Source organism: Mycoplana sp. BE70 (assembly GCF_031455855.1).
Taxonomy (GTDB): Bacteria; Pseudomonadota; Alphaproteobacteria; order Rhizobiales; family Rhizobiaceae; genus Mycoplana.
Map to the genome: position 1 here is coordinate 165535 of NZ_JAVDTM010000001.1, position 22642 is coordinate 188176.

Genomic DNA, 22642 nt, shown 5'->3' on the forward strand with positions numbered 1-22642 from the left:
CTTAACACAACCCGCCTTTACCCCATATGATTCGTTTGCTGCACGAGGATGTCCGATGTTCCCCGCAATCAAAGGACCTCACCATGAAGACATTCGTTGTATCGATTGCTGTCGTGGCCGTTTCGGCCACTGGTGCATTTGCAGTTACCGCAAATTTTGATCGCGCAAGGTTCGGAGATCCGATCATCGCGTCCAATGAAAGCATGATAGACAATACCATGACCGGGTCGGTCGAACTGCAGACTTGCAAGTTTGGCGTCAAGACGGTGCGGCGCTGCGCCGACCCTTCAGCCAAGCCGGTTCAAGAGGGTTCCCAGAAGAACTGAACCCGCGATGACATCGGTCCCCGAATGACCGCCTTGCGGCTGGCGGTTGGTCGGGGACCCTTCCGTGCCAACCAATCGGCGTCGGCCCCGCAATCAGACACGGGTTTTCTTCCCCGCTCCATCGGGGCAGTGTGACCGTGCGTTCATCCTCCAAGCGGTGGATTGCTTCACTGCCAGGGGCAGACCACGCTTTGGTCAACGTTTCTTTTATATCAGATTTTATTAAAATACAGTGAACGGCCCATTTGCGGCACTGGGCCTTGTGACCGGGCAGAGCTCCGAGGATCTAAAAATGAAAAGCCTTGTCGTTGCCGCTGTGGTTCTGGCGCTGCCCGCAACCGCTGCCTCCGCCTTCCCGCAAAGCTTCGGCTTGCCCCATTTTGTCCAGGTCGACGAGTGGCTGGGCAATGGCGGCCTCGCCCGGAAGGAGACCGGACGGATCGGAGAAAGGCCTTGCAATGCAGCCAGCGGGCACTGCGCCGAACGAAAGCATAGCCACAACTGGCAAATGCCCTTGAAGTGACCGGAGTCCTCCGGAGTGCTTGCGGAATGCATCCCCGCCCCTGCTGTTTCCCGCGCGCGGTAGCGTCCGTTTGACAACCTGCCGTTCGCATCGGAATTGACGTTTCGCCGTTCCGCGCCACATTCATTATATGTCCGCGCCGACCCGCGGCTTGCTTTCGCCCGGCCCGACTGGCCGAGGAAGGATGCATGATGCTGGATACTGCTCTGCTGGCCCGGCTCCAATTCGCCTTCACGATGTCGTTCCACATCATCTTCCCCGCCTTCTCGATCGGCCTTGCCAGCTATCTGGCGGTACTGAACGGGCTTTGGCTGTGGGAGAAGGACGAGGTCTATCAGGAGCTATTCGACTTCTGGAAGACGATCTTCGCGCTTGTCTTTGGCATGGGGGTCGTGTCTGGCATCGTCATGACCTACCAGTTCGGCACGAACTGGGCCGTCTTCTCGGACAAGGCCGGGCCGGTCATCGGACCGTTGATGGGTTACGAGGTTCTGACGGCCTTCTTCCTTGAAGCCGGCTTTCTCGGCATCATGCTGTTTGGCTTGAACCGGGTCGGTGCCGGGTTGCACTTCTTCGCCACCTGCATGGTGGCACTTGGCACGCTGATCTCGGCCACCTGGATCCTCGCGGCGAACTCCTGGATGCAAACCCCTGCCGGGTTCGCCATGAATGCCGCCGGACAATTCGTCCCAACGGACTGGTGGGCGGTCATTTTCAGTCCGTCGTTCCCCTACCGGCTCGTGCACATGGTGCTCGCCGCCTACCTGACCACCGCCTTCGTGGTCGGCGGTGTCGGCGCGTGGCATCTCCTGAGGAACACGGCACACCGGCGCTCGTACACCATGTTCTCGATGGCCATGTGGATGGCGGCGATCGTCGCACCGATCCAGATCTTTGCCGGCGATCTACACGGGCTGAACACGCTGGAACACCAGCCGACGAAGGTCATGGCCATGGAGGGTCACTTCGACAGCCATCCGCAGGGCGCACCGCTCATCCTCGTCGGCATTCCCAACCAGACGGAAAAGAGAGTGGACTACGCGATCGAAATCCCGAAACTCTCCAGCCTCATCCTCAAGCACAGCCTCGACGCGCCGCTGGATGGGCTCGACACGGTGCCCGACGAACTGGAACCACCGGTCGCGATCGTCTTCTGGTCCTTCCGCATCATGGTCGCCATCGGCTTTGCGATGCTCGGCATCGGCGGGTGGTCGCTGTGGTGCCGCTGGCGGGGAACGCTCGCATCGAACCGCTGGCTCCATCGCGCCGCGGTACTGCTGGGACCGGCGGGCTTCGTGGCGGTCCTGTGCGGCTGGGTGACGACCGAGGTCGGGCGGCAACCCTATACGGTCTACGGGCACATGTTGACGGCGCAATCGCACTCACCGATCGACGCGCCCGCGGTTGCAACCTCACTGACCGCCTTCGTGATCGTCTACTTCCTCGTCTTCGGCGCCGGCACCTTCTACATCCTGCGCCTGATGTCGCGCCTGCCGCATGACGCTAGGCCGGATCTGGAGGAGGGTCCCCTTCGCTCCGCCGGCATCACGCCGGCACACAGTCACAAGGGGAGCACGCCATGACCATCGACCTTCCCTTCATCTGGGCCGCGATCATCGCTTTTGCGGTCCTGGCCTATGTCATCCTCGACGGATTCGACCTCGGTGTCGGCATCCTCTTCCCCTTCTTTCCCGAAAAGCACGACCGCGACGTGATGATGAACTCGGTCGCCCCCGTCTGGGATGGCAATGAAACCTGGCTGGTGCTGGGCGGCGGCGGGCTGATGGCTGTCTTTCCGCTCGCCTATGCAACGATCCTGCCGGCCCTCTACATGCCGCTCATCGCGATGCTGCTCGGGCTGATCTTTCGCGGCGTCGCGTTCGAGTATCGGTGGCGTACCCGGCGCGGCGAGTTCCTCTGGGACGGCGCCTTCACTGGCGGCTCCATGGTCGCCACCTTTGCCCAGGGGGTCGCACTCGGCGCCCTTGTCCAGGGCATCCCGGTTGAAAACCGGACCTATGCCGGCGGCTGGTGGGACTGGCTGACACCGTTCTCGATCGCCACCGGCGTGGCGCTTTTGATCGGTTACGCGCTGCTCGGCTCCACCTGGCTGGTGATGAAAACAAGCGGCGATCTTGCCGCACGCGCCCGCGTCCACGCACTTCGCGCTGCAATCGGAACGCTTGTCGCAATGGGTGTCTTCAGCCTTTGGACACCCTTCCTCGAACCCGCCTACCTCAATCGCTGGTTCGGCTGGCCGACCGCCATCTTCAGCATCGTCGTTCCTCTGCTCGTGCTGGGGTGTTTCCTGCTTCTGCTTCGGGGCTTGCGTAGCGAACACGATAGCCAGCCCTTCCTGGCGGCACTCGGCCTGTTCGTACTCGGCTTTGCCGGCATTGGGATCAGTTTCTACCCCTACATGGTCCCCACTTCGCTGACGATCTGGGAAGCCGCGGCGCCGGAGGAGAGCCTGGTCTTCCTGCTTGTCGGCACCATTGTGCTGGTGCCGATCATCCTGACCTATACGGCCTATGCCTACTGGGTCTTCCGCGGCAAGGTCGATCCGGAAGAGGGATATCACTGATGGCTGCGGGCGGAATCGGCCGAAAGCTGATGTGGTTTGCAGGCCTCTGGATCGCCGGCGTCGCAACCGTCGCCCTTGTTGGCCTTATCATCAGGTTCGCGCTGGGCGCCTGAGCGCCGCTGCCACAGAACCGCTCGGTTACGGCAAGTTTTTTGCTGCCGTTCCGGTATTGCATCCCTATCGCCTCACCTAAGGTAAGCCCGCCACCACCAACACAACCCTTTAGTGCCTGTTAATTTAAGGCTCGCTCAAGCTTCGTGTTCTAGGTTGTCCTTGGCCAGCATACGGGACCGCCGGAAACAGGAACAGGACCGCACCCTCCCTGTCTTTCGCGCGGTCCCTATGTGGCACGGCGCCGCCGCAGGCGCTTTCATCTTTCCTCTCTCCTCCTGCTTTGTTACAGCCAACCGCAATGACCGCGGGGCAAGCACACGCGAACAAGACCGGAGACAGAGAATGCCTGAGACAGCAGCCGAATGCCGGACCATGGCGGAAATCCGCGAGAACATCGACCGGATCGACCGCGCGCTGATGCAGCTGTTCGCCGAGCGCTGGACCTTCATCGGCCGCGCGGCCGAGATCAAGGCAGGCCTTGGACTGAAGGCCGACATTCCTGCGCGCGTCGAGGAAGTCCGCGCCAATGCACGCGAAAACGCGCGGCAGCATGGTCTCGACGAAGCGTTCTACGACGACCTGTGGAACAGCCTGATCCAGCACTCGATTGCCTATGAGGCAGAACGTCTCGGCGAATAAGTTGCCGCGCGAGCGCCGGAGCCGCGTCAGATCTGGTTGCGACGGGCGAGGTGATCTTCCCAGTCGAGCGCCGTGCGGACGATGAAGGCAAGATCGTCGTGCTTTGGCTGCCAGTTCAGCTCCCGCATCGCCACTGCGGGGTTGGCGACGATCGACACGGCATCGCCCGGGCGCCGGCGGGCGATCCGCACCGGAAAGTCCACGCCCGAAACCTCCTTGACGCGATTGAGCACCTCCAGCACGGAGAAACCGCGACCATAGCCGCAGTTGGCGACGATCGAGTCGCCGCCGGCGCGCATGCGTTCAAGTGCTTTCAGATGAGCGTTCGCAAGGTCGCTGACATGGATGTAGTCGCGAATGCAGGTTCCGTCCGGCGTGGGGTAATCCGTACCGAAGACGTCCATGCCCTGCCTCTTGCCGAGCACAGCCTCTGCGGCGACCTTGATCAGGTGCGTCGCCCCTTTCGTCGACTGGCCGGTGCGGCCGCGCGGATCAGCTCCGGCGACGTTGAAATAGCGCAGCGCCGTGTAGGCGAAATCATGCGCGAGCGCGGTGTCGCGCAACATGATCTCCGTCATCAGCTTCGACGCGCCGTAGGGAGATTCCGGTCGCAGCGGCGCCGTCTCCTCGACCGGGTCTGCCGTGTCCGGCGTGCCGTAGACCGCCGCGGTGGATGAAAAGACGAAGTGGGGGACTTTCGCTTCCACGGCCGCGGCGATCAACGCGCGCGACTTGACGGTGTTGTTTTCGTAGTAGCTCAGCGGATCGGCGACCGATTCAGGCACGATGATCGACCCGGCGAAATGGATGATGGCGTCGATCGGGTTCTCCGCGAAAATTCGCCGCAGCAATTCGCGATCGGCGATGTCGCCTTCGTAAAAGCGGGCCTCGGGTGCGACCGCCCAGCGGAAGCCGGTGGAGAGCCGGTCGATGACGACGACCTCTTCGCCGGCGTCACAGAGCGCCCATACCATGTGCGAGCCGATATAGCCTGCTCCTCCAGTTACTAGTACCGCCATCGGGGTCCCTTCCAACTCTCGTGTCTGAAACGACGCATAAAAGCGCCATGGCGGTGAAGAAGCAATGCGGCCGTTTTTAGCCTAAAGCGATGCGATGTAGCGCGACAGCCGCTCGGCGGCCTCGGCGACCTGAGCGGGATCACGCAGGAAGCAGGCCCGCATGAAGAGCGAACCGCCCTCACCAAAAGCCGTGCCCGGCGCAAGCCCGACGCCGGTCTTGTCGACGATGTCGAGAGCCGTCTTGCGGACGTCGTTTACGCCGTCGATTTTCAGGAAGGCGTAGATGGCGCCATCCGGCTTCAATGTCTCGACGCGGTTCGTGGCGATCAGCGCATCGCAGAGCAGATCGCGCGAACGGGTTGCTTTTTCGATGTTGGACAGGACGAAATCGTCACCCGCATCGAGGGCTGCGACCGCGCCCTTCTGCAGGAATTGCGCCACGCCGGAGGTCGAGTACTGGACGAGATTTTCGATGACCTGTCCTATCTCAGGCGGAGCGACGATCCAGCCGACACGCCAACCGGTCATCGACCAGTTCTTCGAGAACGAGTTGACGAAGACAATCCGGTCGCCTTCGTCCATCACGTCGAGGAAGGACGGCGCCCTGCCGCCGGCGTAGAAGTAGAGAGCGTAGATCTCGTCGGCCATGATCCAGAGACCGCGGCGGCGCGCGATTTCGAGAATTGCCCTGAGGTCGTCATGTGTCGCTGTCCAGCCGGTCGGATTCGAGGGCGTATTGATAAAGAGCGCCTTCGTCCTGGGCGTAATCGCCGCCTCCAGCCGCGCCAGATCCAGTTGCCAACGCCCACCCGTGAATGCCAGCGGGACGGCCAGTGGCCGGATCCCGGCGATCTCGGCGGCGGCGGCAAAATTCGGCCAGGCGGGGCTCAGATAGACCATCTCGTCCCCGGGAGAAGCAAGCGCCTGAAGCGCCAGTTGGATCGCCTGCATGCCGGAGCCGACCACGTAGAAATGCTCAGGCGACAGCGCGCGGCCGAACTGACGCTCGTAGTAGCGCGAGAGCGCCTGGCGCAGCTCCGGTATGCCGCGCTGCCAGGTATAAAAGGTCTCGCCGGCCGTCAAAGCCTCCATAGCCGCGTCGGAGATGAAGGACGGCGTGGGCAGGTCGCCTTCGCCGACCCAGAGCGGGATGAGCCCTTCCCGACCGCGCGCGTAGTTCACCACTTCGACGATGCCGCTTTCCGGCGCCTGCAGCGCCCGCGGGCTCAGGCTATTGACAATATTCATGACTTCTCCGCTGCGGGCGGCGCGCGTTCAATGCCGGCCGACCGTCTCCGATCGATCTCTAACGGAATTTCGGTGCCCGATCACGCGAGTTTGTCTGACACTCCGATCGATTTCGGTGATGAAGGCGCGACCCGGCTCGCATTTTTGGCGAGGATCACACCGAGGATCGCGTCTTCAGGAGGTCGCGGATTTCCGTCAGCAACTGGACGTCTTCCGGCGGCGGCGCCGCTTCTGCCACCTTTTGCTTCTCGACGCTGGTGCGGACACGGTTCACGCCCTTGATCATCAGGAAGATGATCCAGGCGAGGATCAGGAAGTTGATCAGGGCGGTGATGAAGCTGCCATAGGCAAAAACCGCCCCCTGCTCGCGCGCAGCGGCCAGCGTGCTCGCGGTGACAGTCGAGGACAGCGGCAGGAAATAGTTCGAGAAGTCGAAGCCGCCGCCCGTGAGCGCGCCGACGATCGGCATGACCAGGTCGTTGACGACCGATTCGACGATCTTGCTGAACGCCGCACCGATGATGACGCCGACGGCGAGATCCATCACATTGCCGCGGGCAATGAACGCCTTGAATTCGTTGAGCATGTGCATCTCCTGTTGCTGCCTGCATCTCCAACCTAATGCAGTTTTTCGTCGCATGGAACACCCATTGCGCGCCACTGGCGATCCTGCAACCTTTCCGGAATTTATCGGACTTAAGACTAAGCCGCATTCGATTTTCTTTGCCGTTTGAATGCCCTATTGTGCCGGGCGGCGGGTAAGGGTCCCGCCGATCTGGGAGGACGCATGCTGCCCGGCTGGACCATCTTCGCCGCGGCCTTCGCCTATCTGCTGCTGCTTTTCGCGGTGGCCACCTACGGCGACAGGAAGACGCGCGCACCGGACGCGGCCACCCGCGGTCGGCCGCTGGTCTACGCGCTGAGCCTCGCCATCTATTGCACCTCCTGGACCTATTTCGGCGGCGTCGGCCTTGCCAGCGTCCAGGGACCGGAATTCCTCGGGATCTACATCGGCCCGATCCTGATGTTCACGCTGGGACTGCCGCTGATCCGCCGGATCGTCGGACTGGCAAAGTCCGAGCGCCTGACCTCGATCGCCGATTTTGTCGGCGCACGCTACGGGAAAAGCCCGGGCGTGGCGGCAATCGTCGCGCTCATCGCGCTCATCGGAGCCATTCCCTACATCGCGCTCCAACTGAAGGCGGTGTCGAGTTCGGTCAAGGTCGTGGTCGATTTCTACGAATACGGCTTTGCGGAGAGCCATTCCATCATCGACCTGCCACTGATCGTCTCCCTGTTCCTTGCCTGCTTCGCCGCGATCTTTGGCACGCGACACACGGACGCGACGGAACATCAGGACGGCCTGATCCTGGCGATCTCGATGGAGTCGGTCGTCAAGCTTTTCGCTTTCGCGACCGTCGGCGTCTATGTCGTCTATTTCATGTTCGACGGACTTGGCGACCTTTGGCTGCGTGCCGCCGAGAGCCAGCGCGTCATGACGGCATTGTCGTACGAGACGCCGGTGGCGCGATGGCTGCTGTTGATCGTGCTGTCGGCCTTCGCCATCGTCATGCTGCCACGGCAATTCCATGTGACCGTCGTGGAAAACCGGACTGCCGGGGAACTGCGCACCGCCCGCTACCTGTTTCCGCTCTATCTTCTGGCGATCAACCTGTTCGTGCTGCCGGTGGCGATCGGCGGCCTGCTCACCTTCCAGGGTTTGGGCGACGCCGATCTCTACGTGCTGGCGCTGCCATTGGCGCAGGGCCAGCCGATCCTGACGCTCGTCTCCTTCATCGGCGGTTTTTCGGCCGCAACGGCCATGGTGATCGTCGAATGCGTGGCGCTGTCGATCATGATCTCCAACGATATCGTCATCCCCGTCGTTCTCCGGCGCAACCTGATCGGCAAGGCCGAGCCGCAAGAGGACCTGACGAGAACGCTGCTGCGTATTCGCAGGCTTGCGATCTTCTTCGTTCTGCTGCTCGGCTATGCCTACTATCGGTTTTCCACCTCGAACGCCGGTCTGGCCTCGATCGGGCTGCTCGCCTTTGCCGCAATCGCCCAGGTGGCGCCCGCCCTGCTCGGCGGCCTTCTGTGGCGCCAGGCAAACGCCCGGGGCGCGATTACCGGCATGGTTTCCGGCCTGCTGGTCTGGGCCTACCTGCTCTTCCTGCCGAGCCTCGGCCTGAGCGAGAACTCCGGCCTGGCGACGTCGATCCTCGGCTTTCTGCTGCCGGGGGTCGGCGTATTTTCCGGAGAGAAGGCCGATCCATTGGTCGCTGCCTCCGTGTTGGCGCTGCTTGTCAACACCGGCGCGTTCATCATCGGCTCACTGTCGCGCAACCCGACGAACAGCGAGCGCCTGCAAGCGAACATCTTCATCCACTCGCGCCCCCAGCTCGAGCGTGCCTTCCGTGGCAGCAAGACGAAGGTGACGGTCCGCGATCTGAAGAACACCGTCGCCACCTACCTTGGCGAGGAGCGGACCGAACGCTCGTTCCACACCTATGAGCAGCAAGCCGGCCGATGGCTCGAGGACAATAAGCCCGCCGACATCGCACTCATCCACTTCTCCGAGCAGGTGCTCGGCAGTGCGATCGGCTCCTCCTCGGCACGGCTCGTCCTGTCGCTCACGCTACAGCGGATCGACGATACCACCGCCGACACAAGCTGGCTTCTCGACCAGGCCAGCGAGGCCCTGCAGTACAATCAGGGCATACTCCAGACGGCCCTCGGCCGGATGAACCAGGGCATTGCCGTATTCGACAGCGCGAACAATCTTACGGTGTGGAACCGCCGGTTTCGCGAGTTGCTCGATCTGCCCGAACAGGTCGGCCAGGTCGGCTTCGCGCTCACCGACGTGATCGACATCCTGGTCGCCGAGGGTCATGTCGCCGCGGCGGAAAGGCGGGCGATCCTCAATGGCATCATGGAATTCGATCAGCCGCTCCAACTCGTTTTGTCGGGCGGTCGCCGCATCGTCGAAGTTGTCTCCAACGCCATCCCTGACAAGGGGTTCGTCGCGACCTTCACCGACATCACCGAACGGGTCGAAGCCGACCGGGCGCTGAAGCTCGCAAACGAGACGCTGGAACTTCGCGTCGATGAACGCACCGCCGAACTGACCCGGGTCAACACCGAGCTGGCCGAGGCGCGCGCCGCCGCCGAAGAGGCCAATCTCGGCAAGACACGGTTCTTCGCCGCCGCCGGACACGACATTCTGCAGCCGCTCAATGCCGCCCGGCTCTATTCCACGTCCCTGGTCGAACGGCTCGGCGATTCCGAGAACCGGCCGTTGGTCCAGAATATCGATTCCTCGCTGGAGTCGGTCGAAACCATTCTTGGCGCGGTTCTGGATATTTCCCGCCTCGATACCGGGGCAATGAAGCCGCGTCTGGAAATCGTGCGCCTCGACGACCTCTTGAAGCGGATCGAGACCGATTTTGCGCCGATGGCGCGGGCGAAGAACCTGACGCTGACGGTCGTGGCGAGCTCCCTTGCGGTGCGGAGCGATCCGAACCTGTTGCGGCGCCTCGTGCAGAACCTCGTCTCCAACGCGATCAAATACACCAATTCCGGCAAGGTGCTTGTCGGGGTGCGGCGTAAGGGCGGATATGCAAGCGTCCAGGTGCTCGACTCCGGCATCGGCATCCCGTCGTCGAAATTTCGCACCGTCTTCAAGGAGTTTATCCGGCTTGACGAAGGGGCCCGCACGGCACCAGGGCTCGGGCTCGGCCTTTCGATCGTCGACCGGATCTCGCGCGTGCTCGGCCATCCCGTCGATCTGCAGTCGACGCCGGGCAGGGGAACCAGCTTCAAGGTCCGCATTCCGATCGATACCATTGCCACCGGCCGCAAAGCCGCCGCAACCAAAGAGCCGCCAGCCGGCGAGCAGTTGCGTGGATTGCGAGTGCTCTGCATCGACAACGAACCGAAGATCCTCGACGGCATGGAGTTGCTATTGACCGGCTGGGGCTGCGAGGTCGTGACTGCGGATTCATTTAGTGCAATCGATGTGCTTCTGGCCGGTCACGGCGCGCCGCCGAACGCGATCATCGCCGACTACCATCTGGGCGACGGCACCGGTGTCACGGCGATAGCCCGCGTGCGCGCTGCGCACGGCTCCGATATTCCCGGCCTGCTCATCACGGCCGATCGCTCGGCCGAGGTGCGAATGCTGGCAGAAAACAGCGACATCTCGCTCCAGAACAAGCCGGTGCGTCCCGCTTCGATGCGCGCCTGGCTGACGCGACTCGCCAATTTGAAGGTCGCGGCGGAATAGCGCGGCCCGAACGCAGCCCGGAACGGCCTTCCCTCGAGCGTGTGCATTGCCAGTGCCGTCAGGCGACGGCGACCGTGGCTCCGATCTTGCCGAGCTGGATGACCGCCTGGGTACGGCTGTCGACGTTCAATTTCAGGAGGATCGCCGAGACATGCGCCTTGATCGTCGCCTCGGAAACGCCGAGCTCATAGGCGATCTGCTTGTTGAGCAACCCCTCCGCCAGCATCGACAGGACCCGCGACTGTTGCGGCGTCAGTGTACGCAGCCGGTTGATCAGATCGCCGATCTCGGCGTCCTGTTCGATACCGCGTTCATAGCCGTCGGGCGTGTAGATATTGCCCTCGAGGACGGTGGCAATCCCCTGGCGGATTTCATCGATCGAGGCGGACTTGGAAATGAACCCTGAGGCGCCGAGGTCCAGCGCGCGCCGGATCGTCGCGGCGTCGTCGCTGGCCGAAACGATCACGACCGGCAGGCTCGGCATTTCCGACCGCAGGATCATCAATCCCGAAAGCCCGCTGACGCCGGGCATTGCCAGATCGAGAAGCAGCAGATCAGCGTTCGGATGCAGTTCGGCCGTCGTGCGCGCCGTCTCGAAATCGCCCGCTTCCACGACTTCCGGCGCGTCCGCCATTCCCTGCAAGGCCTGCTTCAGCGCCCCCCGGAACAGCGGATGGTCATCGGCAATGATGATTGTCAGTCCTGTCGTCATGCGGGCTCCCTCCCAAGAGCACAGTCATGATCAGCCCCCCGCTACGCGACATTGAACTGCGGCCGCGCTCAGGTCTTGTCTGGCATCTGGTCCTTCTGGGGGCTGGTCTTGTCCTCCCCACCCTCCAGTGTCTTCACGATATCCATGAAGCGTCGCATCATTCTTTCCATGATGCCCATGGTCCGGTCAATCTCCTCGTCGGTCGGCAGGCGCGGTTTGTCCGCGAAAACGCCTGATCGTTGTGCCTTCTCAAGCGCTTCCACACGCTTCGCCAAACGATCGAGCTCCTTTTCGAAGGCGGCGCGCTCGTCCGCAGCCATGCGACAGGTCAATTGACCGGAGGCCTCCTTGCAGACCGACATCTCGCCGGTGACGGTGTCGAGTCGGACGAAGCCATCGGCGTTGCGCTCCATCTGGTAGCGCCCCTCGCCTTCGGCGTTCGATGCCCCCGCCATGATGAGCGGCAGGATGAACGCAAGGCCGGCAATCGTCTTCCGCATCCGATTTCCTCCTCAAAACGGCGCCGCCCGATGAATTTGTCCGTGGACATTCCCGCGGCGATGCTGCAAGCGCTACTGCGCAATCTGCGTACTTCCCTTCAGGCCGAGTTCGATCCGAAGGGCATGCGCTGGCCGAACAATACGCCCACTCCAACGAGCAGAGAAGCGCGCCATGTCCGACACGATATACAAGATTGTTCCGGCAGGTCTGTGGCAGTCCGCCCGGACCAAGGGAATGTTCGGGGGGGCACCCGTCGACCTGGCTGATGGTTTCATCCACTTCTCCACCGCAGCACAGGCAGCCGAGACGGCGGCGAAGCATTTCGCCGGCCAGACCGACCTGCTGCTGGTCGCAATCGACGGCGCGGCTCTGGGCAAGGCGCTCGTCTACGAGCCCTCCCGCGGCGGCCAGCTCTTCCCCCACCTCTACGGCGCGCTGCCGCTGGATGCGGTGCTGTGGGAAAAATCGCTGCCGCTCGGCGCTGATGGACGGCATGTGTTTCCGGAGATGGACTGACATGACGCTGGCCGGACTCGCCCGCAAGGGGCTGTTTCTTTTCGATCCCGAAGCCGCACACGGTCTCTCGATCACGGCGCTGAAGAGCGGCCTGGTTCCATCCTGCCGCCTTCGCCCCGACCCGCGGCTGCACCAGACTATCGCCGGTCTCGACTTCGCAAATCCGCTCGGGATGGCCGCTGGCTACGACAAGAATGCAGAGGTGCCCGAAGCGCTGCTCCGCCTCGGCTTTGGCTTTACGGAAATCGGCACGGTCACGCCGAAGCCGCAGCCCGGCAACCCGAAGCCGCGCATCTTCCGGCTCACTGCCGACGACGCGGTCATCAACCGGCTCGGGTTCAACAACGAGGGTCATGCTGCCGCGCTTGAACGGTTGAGAACCTGCTCGCGCCAGTCTCTGATCGGCGTGAACATCGGTGCCAACAAGGACAGCGACGACCGGATCGCAGACTACGTCGCCGGCATCCGTGCTTTCTACGATGTGGCACGCTACTTCACCGCCAACATCTCGTCCCCGAATACGCCCGGGCTGCGCGACCTGCAGGCGCGCGAAAGCCTCGCCGCGCTCCTGTCTGCCGTGCTTTCGGCGCGCTCCGACCAGGCCGGACGGACCGGACGGCATGTTCCCGTCTTTCTCAAGATCGCGCCGGACCTCACCGAAGAGGGGCTGGACGACATCGCCGACGTTGCGCTCGCCCATGACCTTGACGGCCTCATCGTGTCCAACACGACGCTGTCCCGCGACGGGCTGACTGACCGGACCCATGCCGCCGAGGCCGGGGGACTGTCGGGCAAGCCGCTGTTCGAGAAGTCCACCATTGCGCTTGCGAAAATGCGCAAGCGTGTCGGCGAAGCGCTACCGATCATTGGCGTCGGCGGCGTCAGCTCGGCAGAGACGGCGGCGGAAAAGATTCGCGCCGGCGCCGACCTCGTCCAGCTCTATTCGTGCATGGTCTATGCGGGGCCAGGGTTGCCCGCCTCGATCGTCCGGGGCCTGTCAGACCTTTGCGACCGCGAGCGCCTTGCCTCGATCCGCGACATTCGCGGCAGCCGCAACAGCTATTGGGCCGATCGGAAGATCTGACCGGCAAGCTTCGGCATGCGCGCGGCCAGAAACAGCCCGCGGAAGGCCAAAAACAGGTTCAGCGACAGCCAGAGCCCGTGATTGCCGAAGAGCGGCACGAAGATGGCAAGGGCGGCCAGATAGCCGACAAAAGCCGCCAGCATCATGTTGCGCATGGCGCGCGACCAGGTCGCACCGATGTAGACACCGTCCATCTGGAAGGCGAGAGCGCCGGTGATCGCCGTCACGGCCGCCCAGGGGAGATAGGTTGCGGCCTCCGCGCGGACGCTCTCGGTCGTCGTTAAAAGCGCGATGATATCCGTACCGAAGACGAGGAAGAGCAGCGCCGTCACAGCGCCCAGCCCGAACGACCAGACCATCGTCAGCCTGACCGCCCGATCGAAGGCGGGTCGATAGTCCGCGCCGATCGCCCGGCCGACGATCTGTTCGGCCGCGTTCGCCAGCCCGTCGAGATAATAGCCGGCGACCAGGAAGATGTTCATCAATACCGCGTTGGCGGCAAGCGACAGCGGGCCGAACGACGAGCCGATACGTGTCATCAACGTAAAAGCGGCCAGCAGCACGAAGGTCCGGATCATGATGTCCCGGTTGAGCGCGAACAGCGCTTTCATGCGCGCAGCCGCGAAGATCGACCCCTTCGCCGGGCGGTCCGCGCGCTGGAAGCGATAGAGAACCAGCGCAAGGCCAACCAGCATGCCGGTGGTCTCGCCGATCAGCGCGCCAACCGCGATGCCGGCCACGCCGTAGCCATAGCCAAGACCAAGCACGATCGAGAGCGTGATGTTCATGCCGTTGATGATCGCTTGCAGCAGCAAGCCGGTCGTCCCCTGGCCTCGCCCGAGCACGAAGCCCAATATGGCGTAGTTGGAAAGCGCCATGGGCCCGGCCAGCATGCGGATCGAGAAGTAGGTGATGGTCGCCTCCGCCACACCCGGTGGCGGCGCCATCAGCGCAAGCCCTGCCTGTAGAAGCAGGGGCGAGGCAAGCGCGATCAGGAGACCGCAGCCGATCGCGATCGCGAGTGCGCGCCAGAAGATGGCCTGCTCCTCGCTGCGGTCGCCGCGGCCGAAAGCCTGCGCGACGAGTCCTGTCGTCGAGGCGCGCAGGAAGTTGAAGCTGCCGAGAATCAGGTCGAAGAGAACCGCACCGACCGCAAGTCCCGCCAGTGCGTCCGCCGAACCGAGACGGCCGGCGACGGCGGTATCGGTCAGACCGAGCAGCGGCGTGGTGAGGAATCCGAGCGTCATCGGAATGGCGATCGACAACACCAGACGGTGCGTCACGACAAAAGGGCCTGCCCCCTCGTTTGGCCCGACCGATGCATCCATGCGTCTACCTGCCCTTTGGCGCGTTGCCGGCAAGCGCGCCGGAATCAGTTCAGCTCGACAGCACCATTGCCCAATAGGGCCGGTAGCCGGAAGAGGTATTTCTGGCTTCCGCTACGCCCAGGCCGCGATAGCCCGGTCCCAGCATGTTGGCGAGGTGCTTGGGCGAATCCACCCAGGCCTGGAACGCGCGCGCCGCGTCGGCTTGGCCGACGGCGATGTTCTCGGCCGCCGGCAACGGCACTTCCATGCCCTTCATCCGCTTGGCAAAATTCGCGCCGAGACCGATATTGTGCTCCATCTTGCCGGCCGAAGCCATGCGCCTTGCCTGGTCGACGGCGGCCCTTGCAGAGGCGGGGTGGCGCGACAGCGGCTCCAGCCCGCGCTCGCGGCGCAGCTTGTTGATCATCGCCAGCGTCGCATCGGTCTGGTCGCTGGCGTTCGCGCCGGTGTCGATCTTGTCCGTTGTCGTACAGCCGGCCACGGTGGCGGCAAACGCGCCGAGCGTGGCGCCGAGAACGGCCCTGCGGCCGAGCGGTTTCGTCGTCGTCGATGTCATGTCAGCGCCTGTAGCTCAGAACACGAATGACGAGAAACACCGGCACGACGATCACCGCGCCAAGCACGAGGTAGTCCCCGACCTGACCGAGGGCGGCAAAGCCCTTCTCCCACAGGTTGATGATGAAGTCGCGGACGGCGCGCAGGATGTCATCGGGATAGAGGCCGAAGACCGACATCAGGAACCCGAGTGCAATGGACAGGATCAAGAGTTTTACGGCGACCCGCAGCGGCGTATCGCCGAGGAATCTGTTCACGCCATCCGACATGCTGCTCGCTCCTGTTGTTCTCATCGTGCGTCTTAAGCCGACGCTGCAAGAACCGCAAGGAGAGCTTTTTTAGGGCCGGGCGCCGAAAATCGTGACGATTCCCCTTGCGTTTTGCCGTTTCTTGGAAGATTAGCGATGCCACCTCTTATCCAGTCGCGTCATCATGACAACCGCTACGCAGCATTCCTCCGGCGATATGCTCGCCGACCGCCGCGCCGACTATGCCCGCTTGCTCGCGGGCAGTGGCGATTTTGCGAGCGCGAGGGAACTGATGGAACAGGCGCTGGAACTCGCCCCGCGTTGGGCGGCGGGCTGGTTCCGACTGGCGGAGTATGCCGAGAAATCCGGACTGAAGGAGGCGGCTGCGGCTGGACTTGCCAAAGTGCTGGATCTGGCCCCGGCCGATCCATTCGGCGCGGGGCTGAAAATTGCGGTGCTTGGCGGGCGCGACGCCCCAAGTACCCCACCGAGCCGCTATGTCGAACAACTCTTCGACGACTATGCGGATCGGTTCGATAGCGCCCTTGTGGAACGCCTCGGCTACAGCGTTCCCGAGAAACTGGCCACGCTTATCTTCGAGCACATTGGGTCGGCGCGCTTTTCAAGCGTTGCCGACCTCGGTTGCGGCACCGGCCTCTTCGGCATCCGGATCCGCGAACGCACTGCCTTCCTCGAAGGCTTCGACCTCTCCGCCAACATGCTCGCCAAGGCGCGGGAGAAACAGGTTTACGATCGGCTTGCCCAGGCCGATCTATCGCTCTCGCCCGGCGCGAGCGGCGTCTTCGGTCCCGACCTGCCATTCGCAAGGGCCGAGCTTGTCAGCGCCGCTGACGTTTTGATGTATCTCGGCGAACTCGCCCCCCTCTTCTCCATCACCGCCAATCTGATCGCCCCAGGTGGCCACTTCGCCTTCTCCGTGGAGGACGCGTGCGCCAACGAGGGCTATGTGCTGCGCACGTCGCTGCGCTACGCCCATGGCGAAACCTATGTGCGCGAGCGCGCCGCGGCTGCGGGTTTTGATGTTCTCCTCAGCCAGGCGACCGTCATCCGCAAGGATGCCGGTGAGCCCGTGCACGGCCGGCTGTTCCTCGCCCGCCGGCGGAGCTGACCGCGTTCCCGCACACCAGCGCTTCAAATCAAAAGGGAAATGTTCATGAGCGGCGACAAGCGGCGCTACGGTTTCTGGAATCCTGCCCCCGCGCGTCACTCGCCGCTGGAAGATGCGCAAGGCATCTTCACGGGCAGCGTGATCGCGGCCCTCGGGCTTACGCTGATCGGCAGCGCCGGCCTCATCGCCAGCGGTGTCGCCGGCGTTGCCTTCATCCTGCATTACCTGACCGGCTACAGCTTCGGCCTCTACTACACCGCGCTGAACATGCCGTTCTACGCGCTCTCCCTGAGCCGCCTCGGCAAGGCGTTCACGATCAAGTCGTTCCTCGCGGTCGGCCTGACCTCGCTGATCACGGAAATCCAGCCGCGCTACCTGAAGATCGAAACCCTGGATCCGCTCTGGGCCGCGCTGCTTGCCGGACTGCTGCTCGGCTACGGTCTGCTCGCCCTCTACCGCCACCGCGCAAGCCTGGGCGGCATCGGCATCCTCGCCGTATATCTGCAGGATCGCTTCGGCTGGCGGGCCGGGCTGGTGCAACTCGCCGTCGACCTTGTGGTTCTGGCGGCGGCCTTTGCGGTGGCCGCCCCCTTTATCGTTCTCTGCTCGGTGATCGGCGCGGTGGCGCTGAACCTGTTCCTGACGATCAACCACCGCTCCGACCGCTACATCGCCATGTGACAATACCCGGGAAGCCTTGATGCCAAGGCTCGGGGCCTCCTTCGCCCGACGGGGCTGCTTCAGGCAGCCTTGACGGGCTTGTCGATCGGATGCGGCGAGCGGAAGCCGACGGCGAGCCGGTTCCAGACGTTGATCGTGCCGATCGCAACGGTGATCTTGGTCATCTCCTCCTCGGAGAAATGCGCCCTCAACGCTTCGTAGGCGTCATCCGGGGCGCCGGACTGGGCGATGTTGGTGACGGCATCCACCCAGCCCAGCAGCGCGCGTTCGCGGGCGTCATAGACGGGCGATTCCTTCCACACCGACATCATGTTGATCCATTGCTCCGACAGCCCGTCATGACGGGATTCCTTGACATGCATGTCGACGCAGTAGGCGCATCCATTGATGATCGACGCGCGCAGCTTGATCAGGTGAATGAAGCGGCGCTCCAGACCCGATTTCTGGACGAACTCCTCAAGGGCGACCACCGCCTTGTAGGCTTCAGGGGAGGCCTTGGCGAAATTGAAACGAGGCTGCATCGACTTTCTCCTTGGTTGGAATGTGGGAATGGCTCGTGTGGCAGTCGTCAGGAGCGCTGCCTGCGTTCGTGCACCTCCAGAAAGGCGCAGCTTCTGGATGCGATCGCGCCATCGTCCCTGGCGGCCACTTCGGCGCCGAGATCGGCGATCGACACTTTCTTCAGCTCCGCCCGATAGGCCTTCTCCGCCTTGAGCATCGCCGCGTTGATCTCGCAGGGCCGCGTCATGTAACGGGCCGGAAGCGGGTTCGGGCCACGCTGGCGGATTTCCTGGCAACGAAAGGCCGGCTCCGGCCCCTCCACCGCCAGAACGATGTCCAGCAACGATATCTCCGCCGGCGCGCGCGCCAGGCGGTATCCGCCGCGCGGACCAGAGACTGTCTGCAGGAGGCCGGCGCCCGAAAGCGCCTGCAGGTGCTTGAGGAGATAGCTGGTCGAGACGCCGTGATATTCCGCCAACGCAGCCGCCGACAACACGCCCTCCGGCGACAGGTTCGCCAACATGGCGACGCTGTGGATTGCCTGCTCGACGCCTTCGCTGAGCTTCATGCCGCACCCTCAATTCGTGGATATTTTTTATCCATGATTATTCGCTTTGTCAATTGCTATATTGGCACGTGTCGCGGCGCGTTCGTCTCGCAGTGTGGTCCTTCCTTTTCGCGTCCGTTCGGCTAATTTCACCGGCGTGAACGCAACCGATTCCGCCACCGCCCGGCCCGGCCCGCTGCCGAAGCCTTTTACCGACTGGTTTGCAGCCAGAGGCTGGGCACCGCGCGCACACCAGCTGGAACTGCTCGAGCGCGCACGCGCCGGAGAAAGCCTGCTGCTGATCGCGCCCACGGGCGCGGGCAAGACGCTGGCCGGTTTTCTGCCCTCCCTCACCGACCTCGTCGCGCGCGGCCGCGTCCCGCCGGGTTCGGCGTTTACCGGCATCCACACGCTGTACATCTCGCCGCTGAAGGCGCTGGCCGTCGACATCGAGCGCAACCTGGCAAAACCCATCGAGGAGATGCGCCTGCCGGTCACGATCGAAACGCGCACCGGCGATACGCCGCAATCCAAGCGCCAGCGGCAGCGGCTGAACCCGCCCGACATCCTGCTGACGACACCAGAGCAACTGGCGCTGCTGATCGCCAACGGTGAGGCACCGCGCTTCTTCAAGGACCTGAAATTCGTCGTCTTCGACGAGCTTCATTCGCTCGTCACTTCCAAACGCGGCCATCTCCTCGCGCTCGGCCTCGCCCGGCTGCGCAGGCTGGCGCCGGGGCTGCAAACCATTGGCCTTTCCGCCACCGTCGCAGAACCGATGGACCTGCGCCGCTGGCTCGCCGGTCAGGTGCCGGGCGAGGACAATCACGCCGGGCTGGTGCTGGGGCCTTCCGGCGCCAAGCCGATCATCACCATTCTCAAGAGCGAAGAGCACATCCCCTGGTCCGGTCATTCGGCCCGCTATGCGATGCCCGAGGTCTACCAGGCGATCCGCGAGCACCGCACCGCGCTGCTCTTCGTCAACACACGCAGCCAGGCGGAGATGCTGTTCCAGGAACTCTGGCGCATCAACGAAGAGACGCTGCCGATCGCGCTGCATCACGGTTCACTCGACGTGGCCCAGCGCCGCAAGGTCGAGGCGGCGATGGCAGAAAACCGCCTTCGCGCCGTCGTCGCCACCTCGACGCTCGACCTCGGCATCGACTGGGGCGACGTCGACCTCGTCATCCATGTCGGCGCGCCGAAGGGCGCCTCCCGTCTCGCTCAGCGGATCGGCCGCGCCAACCACCGGATGGACGAGCCGAGCCGAGCGATCCTGGTGCCGGCGAACCGCTTCGAGGTGATGGAATGCCAGGCGGCACTGGACGCCAACTATCTCGGCGCACAGGACACCCCGCCGATGACCGCCGGCGCGCTCGACGTGCTCGCCCAGCACGTGCTCGGCATGGCCTGCGCGGCCGCCTTCGACGAGGATGCGCTCTTTGCCGAGATCAGCTCGGCCGCCTCCTATGCGGTACTGCCGCGCGAGACATTTTCGCGCGTCGTGCAGTTCGTCGCAACCGGCGGCTATGCGCTGAAGACCTATGAACGCTACGCGAAAATTCGCAAGACCAAGGAGGGCCTCTGGCGCGTCTCCAACCTGCAGGTCGCCCAGCAATACCGCCTGAACCTCGGCACGATCGTCGAGATGCCGATGCTGAACCTCAGGCTAGTCAAGCGCAATGCGCGAGGCTCGCTCGGCCGCGGCGGCGCGGCCCTCGGCAAGGTGGAGGAGTATTTCCTGGAGACCATGGCGCCGGGCGATACGTTCCTCTTTTCCGGCAAGGTGCTGCGCTTCGAGGGCATCCGCGAGAACGAATGCCTCGTCAGCCAGGCCTTCTCGCAGGATCCGAAGGTGCCGGCCTATGCCGGCGGCAAGTTTCCGCTCTCCACCTACCTCGCCGAGCAGGTGCGCACCATGCTCGCCGACCCGGACCGCTGGCGCGCCCTGCCGGGCCAGGTCCGCGACTGGCTGTCGATCCAGAGCGACGTCTCGATGCTGCCGAGGCGCGACGAGCTTCTGATCGAGACCTTTCCGCGCGGCAGCCGGCACTACATGGTGATCTATGCCTTCGAGGGCCGCCTCGCCCACCAGACGCTAGGCATGCTGCTGACGCGCCGGCTCGAACGGGCGGGCCTGAAGCCGCTCGGCTTCGTCGCCACCGACTATTCGCTGGCGATCTGGGCGCTGGACGATCTGGGAGCAGCTTTCCGTGCTCGCCGCCCCTCCCTTGGCGGGCTCTTCGACGAGGACATGCTGGGCGACGACCTGGAGGCCTGGCTCGATGAAAGCTGGATGCTGAAGCGCACCTTCCGCAATTGTGCCGTGATTGCCGGTCTTATCGACCAGCGCCATCCCGGCAAGGAAAAAACCGGGCGGCAGGTAACGGTCTCGGCCGACCTCATCTACGACGTGCTGCGCTCACACGAACCGGACCATATCCTGCTCGAAGCGACACGGCACGATGCTGCGACCGGTCTTTTGGACATCGAGCGCCTGGGGTTTATGCTTGCCCGAATCAAGGGCCACATCACCCACCGCACGCTCGACCGCATCTCGCCGCTGGCGATCCCCGTCATGCTGGAGATCGGCAGGGAAACGGTATCGGGCGAAGCCCATGATGCCGTGCTGGCCGAGGCGGCCGAAGACCTGATCGCGGAAGCCTTGGGCGAGTTGGCGGCACCGGAAACGGAACGGTAATGGTTGGAAGAAGGCGGCCACAGGACGACGGAATGAACGGAATGCGCCAATGAACAGGCTGGCCCTCGCTAATGCCGACGTGCAGGACTTCGGCGCGCTGACGGCGCGCGCGGTCGTGGCCGGCGTCGAGGCGGTCTGTGATCCCTTCGGCGCGCTCTACCTGCCGGCCACGCGGCTGCTCGTCATTTCCGACCTGCATCTGGAAAAGGGCGCCGCCTTTGCGCGCCGCGGCATGCTGCTGCCGCCCTACGACACGCTGGCGACGCTCAGGATCCTGGAGGCCGTCATTGCCCGACACGACCCGGCGATCGTCGTTAGTCTGGGTGACAATTTTCACGATCGTGTCGGTTCAGTACACCTGCCGGAGATCTTTCGCCAAAGGATCGAGGCGATGGCGCGCGGGCGCGACTGGATCTGGATCAACGGCAACCATGACCCGGACGGTACGACCGGCCTGCCGGGCCAGTCGGCCGACGAATTGCACTATGCCGGCCTTATCTTTCGGCACGAGCCATCGCTTGCTGACGGCGCGGGCGAGATCGCTGGTCACCTGCATCCGTCCGCGACGGTGCGCCGCCGCGACAAATCGGTGCGCCGCCCGTGCTTCGCCACGGACGGCCGACGCCTGCTGATGCCGGCCTTCGGTGTCACCACCGGCGGGCTCGATCTGCGTCACCGGGCCATGGCGGGGCTGTTTGAGCGCGAGACGCTTGTCGCGCACCTGCTCGGGCGTGACCGCATCTATTCCGTACGCTTTGCAAATCTGCTGGCCTGACGTCCCGCGGCTACGTCGCCATCGGCGCGTAGCGCAGGATCACCGTTCCCGTCTTCAGCGGCCGTGCCTCGATCAGGTCAAACCGCTGCAGTGTGTCGCTGTCCTTGAAGAAGCGATTGCCCTTGCCGAGCAGGGTCGGCACGAGGCCGATCATGAGTTCGTCGACGAGGCCAGCCTCCAACAGCGTATCCGTCAGGTCGGCGCTGCCGAAGACGAAGATGTCCTTGCCGGGCTCACTCTTGAGCCGGGAGAGTTCGCCAACGATGTCGTCGGTCATGCGGGTGTTGTTCCAGTCGGAGCTTCGGAGCGTGCGCGAAGCGACGAGCTTCGGCAGGGCATTCATGTAGGACTTCGTCTCCAGTTCCTCCTCGGTCGTCGTCCAGAACGACTTCATGCCCTCGTACGTCACGCGACCGAAGACCAGAAGACGCGCCCGCTCTCCGAAATCGGCGCTCATGGCGGCAAGCTCATCGCCCCAGGCGTGGCCGTGGAAGGCCAGATCCCATTTCTCCTCGCCCTCGAAATAGCCGTCGAGCGTCATCAGGTTCCAGACGATGACCTTGCTCATCCTCTTCTTCCTCCATCTATTCCGGTTTTAATTTGCAAGCAGTTGAAGCCTATGCACA

23 protein-coding genes are annotated in these 22642 nt (G+C 63.7%); 12 read left to right on the forward strand and 11 right to left on the reverse strand.

What is annotated here, in order from left to right; all coding sequences use genetic code 11:
• The first annotated feature begins 83 nt into the window (after positions 1 to 83).
• From J2Y48_RS00860 to J2Y48_RS00880, 5 genes are all read left to right on the forward strand, one after another.
• Positions 84 to 326 carry a hypothetical protein gene (locus tag J2Y48_RS00860; protein ID WP_310411264.1) on the forward strand — a complete coding sequence of 81 codons (243 nt, stop codon included), beginning with the start codon at positions 84 to 86 and terminating at the stop codon, positions 324 to 326.
• 292 nt (positions 327 to 618) lie between these two features.
• Positions 619 to 849 (forward strand): hypothetical protein, encoded by a 231-nt coding sequence (locus J2Y48_RS00865; protein ID WP_310411267.1) that lies wholly within the window; start codon positions 619 to 621, stop codon positions 847 to 849.
• A gap of 188 nt (positions 850 to 1037) precedes the next feature.
• Complete coding sequence (locus tag J2Y48_RS00870) at positions 1038 to 2432, forward strand: cytochrome ubiquinol oxidase subunit I (protein WP_310411269.1); 1395 nt, start codon at positions 1038 to 1040, stop codon at positions 2430 to 2432.
• Entirely contained in the window at positions 2429 to 3433 is a 1005-nt protein-coding gene (cydB, locus tag J2Y48_RS00875) for a cytochrome d ubiquinol oxidase subunit II (protein ID WP_310411271.1), read from the forward strand. The genes J2Y48_RS00870 and cydB overlap by 4 nt, the downstream gene beginning before the upstream one ends.
• A gap of 456 nt (positions 3434 to 3889) precedes the next feature.
• On the forward strand, positions 3890 to 4186 hold the full coding sequence (locus J2Y48_RS00880; protein WP_310411274.1) for a chorismate mutase family protein: 297 nt from the start codon (positions 3890 to 3892) through the stop codon (positions 4184 to 4186).
• A 26-nt stretch (positions 4187 to 4212) separates the two neighbouring features.
• On the opposite strand, the gene galE is transcribed toward J2Y48_RS00880, so the two are convergent.
• The 3 genes from galE to mscL all read right to left on the reverse strand — a co-directional run bounded on the left by galE (position 4213) and on the right by mscL (position 7039).
• Positions 4213 to 5205, reverse strand: coding sequence for a UDP-glucose 4-epimerase GalE (galE, locus tag J2Y48_RS00885; RefSeq protein ID WP_310411278.1), 993 nt, complete (start codon positions 5203 to 5205; stop codon positions 4213 to 4215).
• 81 nt (positions 5206 to 5286) lie between these two features.
• Positions 5287 to 6453 carry a pyridoxal phosphate-dependent aminotransferase gene (locus tag J2Y48_RS00890; RefSeq protein WP_310411281.1) on the reverse strand — a complete coding sequence of 389 codons (1167 nt, stop codon included), beginning with the start codon at positions 6451 to 6453 and terminating at the stop codon, positions 5287 to 5289.
• A gap of 154 nt (positions 6454 to 6607) precedes the next feature.
• On the reverse strand, positions 6608 to 7039 hold the full coding sequence (mscL, locus tag J2Y48_RS00895; RefSeq protein WP_310411284.1) for a large conductance mechanosensitive channel protein MscL: 432 nt from the start codon (positions 7037 to 7039) through the stop codon (positions 6608 to 6610).
• Positions 7040 to 7240: 201 nt separating this feature from the next.
• On the opposite strand from mscL, the gene J2Y48_RS00900 reads away from it, so the two are divergent.
• On the forward strand, positions 7241 to 10738 hold the full coding sequence (locus J2Y48_RS00900) for a PAS domain-containing hybrid sensor histidine kinase/response regulator (protein WP_310411287.1): 3498 nt from the start codon (positions 7241 to 7243) through the stop codon (positions 10736 to 10738).
• Between the two features lie 58 nt (positions 10739 to 10796).
• Here the strand turns inward: J2Y48_RS00900 and J2Y48_RS00905 are convergent, their stop codons facing one another.
• Positions 10797 to 11450: a response regulator transcription factor gene (locus tag J2Y48_RS00905; RefSeq protein ID WP_310411290.1), complete on the reverse strand. Its 654-nt coding sequence runs from the start codon at positions 11448 to 11450 to the stop codon at positions 10797 to 10799.
• Positions 11451 to 11518: 68 nt separating this feature from the next.
• The gene (locus J2Y48_RS00910; RefSeq protein WP_310411292.1) at positions 11519 to 11950 is read right to left on the reverse strand and encodes a hypothetical protein; all 432 of its coding nucleotides are present in this window, start codon (positions 11948 to 11950) and stop codon (positions 11519 to 11521) included.
• A gap of 172 nt (positions 11951 to 12122) precedes the next feature.
• On the opposite strand from J2Y48_RS00910, the gene J2Y48_RS00915 reads away from it, so the two are divergent.
• Together J2Y48_RS00915 and J2Y48_RS00920 are read left to right on the forward strand one after the other, a co-directional pair.
• Positions 12123 to 12467: a DUF952 domain-containing protein gene (locus J2Y48_RS00915; protein ID WP_310411295.1), complete on the forward strand. Its 345-nt coding sequence runs from the start codon at positions 12123 to 12125 to the stop codon at positions 12465 to 12467.
• Between the two features lies 1 nt (position 12468).
• On the forward strand, positions 12469 to 13551 hold the full coding sequence (locus tag J2Y48_RS00920) for a quinone-dependent dihydroorotate dehydrogenase (RefSeq protein ID WP_310411298.1): 1083 nt from the start codon (positions 12469 to 12471) through the stop codon (positions 13549 to 13551).
• On the opposite strand, the gene J2Y48_RS00925 is transcribed toward J2Y48_RS00920, so the two are convergent.
• Genes J2Y48_RS00925 through J2Y48_RS00935 form a run of 3 tightly spaced genes read right to left on the reverse strand, consistent with a single transcriptional unit; the run spans position 13527 to position 15703 of the window.
• The gene (locus J2Y48_RS00925; RefSeq protein WP_310411301.1) at positions 13527 to 14879 is read right to left on the reverse strand and encodes an MATE family efflux transporter; all 1353 of its coding nucleotides are present in this window, start codon (positions 14877 to 14879) and stop codon (positions 13527 to 13529) included. The genes J2Y48_RS00920 and J2Y48_RS00925 overlap by 25 nt on opposite strands.
• 49 nt (positions 14880 to 14928) lie before the next feature.
• The gene (locus tag J2Y48_RS00930; protein WP_310411304.1) at positions 14929 to 15435 is read right to left on the reverse strand and encodes a CAP domain-containing protein; all 507 of its coding nucleotides are present in this window, start codon (positions 15433 to 15435) and stop codon (positions 14929 to 14931) included.
• 1 nt (position 15436) lies between these two features.
• The gene (locus J2Y48_RS00935) at positions 15437 to 15703 is read right to left on the reverse strand and encodes a DUF6460 domain-containing protein (RefSeq protein WP_310411308.1); all 267 of its coding nucleotides are present in this window, start codon (positions 15701 to 15703) and stop codon (positions 15437 to 15439) included.
• 163 nt (positions 15704 to 15866) lie between these two features.
• Here J2Y48_RS00935 and J2Y48_RS00940 point away from each other — a divergent pair, with 163 nt between their 5' ends.
• A complete protein-coding gene (locus J2Y48_RS00940; RefSeq protein WP_310411311.1) occupies positions 15867 to 16811 on the forward strand; it encodes a methyltransferase in 945 nt (314 codons plus the stop codon).
• Between the two features lie 45 nt (positions 16812 to 16856).
• Positions 16857 to 17492: a YitT family protein gene (locus J2Y48_RS00945; protein ID WP_310411314.1), complete on the forward strand. Its 636-nt coding sequence runs from the start codon at positions 16857 to 16859 to the stop codon at positions 17490 to 17492.
• Positions 17493 to 17551: 59 nt separating this feature from the next.
• Here the strand turns inward: J2Y48_RS00945 and J2Y48_RS00950 are convergent, their stop codons facing one another.
• On the reverse strand, positions 17552 to 18013 hold the full coding sequence (locus J2Y48_RS00950; protein WP_310411317.1) for a carboxymuconolactone decarboxylase family protein: 462 nt from the start codon (positions 18011 to 18013) through the stop codon (positions 17552 to 17554).
• A 47-nt stretch (positions 18014 to 18060) separates the two neighbouring features.
• Positions 18061 to 18561, reverse strand: coding sequence for an Rrf2 family transcriptional regulator (locus J2Y48_RS00955; protein ID WP_310411320.1), 501 nt, complete (start codon positions 18559 to 18561; stop codon positions 18061 to 18063).
• A gap of 136 nt (positions 18562 to 18697) precedes the next feature.
• Here J2Y48_RS00955 and J2Y48_RS00960 point away from each other — a divergent pair, with 136 nt between their 5' ends.
• Both J2Y48_RS00960 and pdeM read left to right on the forward strand, forming a co-directional pair.
• Entirely contained in the window at positions 18698 to 21241 is a 2544-nt protein-coding gene (locus J2Y48_RS00960; RefSeq protein ID WP_310411323.1) for a ligase-associated DNA damage response DEXH box helicase, read from the forward strand.
• 49 nt (positions 21242 to 21290) lie between these two features.
• Positions 21291 to 22016 (forward strand): ligase-associated DNA damage response endonuclease PdeM, encoded by a 726-nt coding sequence (gene pdeM, locus J2Y48_RS00965; protein WP_310411326.1) that lies wholly within the window; start codon positions 21291 to 21293, stop codon positions 22014 to 22016.
• Positions 22017 to 22026: 10 nt separating this feature from the next.
• On the opposite strand, the gene J2Y48_RS00970 is transcribed toward pdeM, so the two are convergent.
• Positions 22027 to 22584 (reverse strand): dihydrofolate reductase family protein, encoded by a 558-nt coding sequence (locus tag J2Y48_RS00970; RefSeq protein WP_310411329.1) that lies wholly within the window; start codon positions 22582 to 22584, stop codon positions 22027 to 22029.
• Between the last annotated feature and the right edge of the window lie 58 nt (positions 22585 to 22642).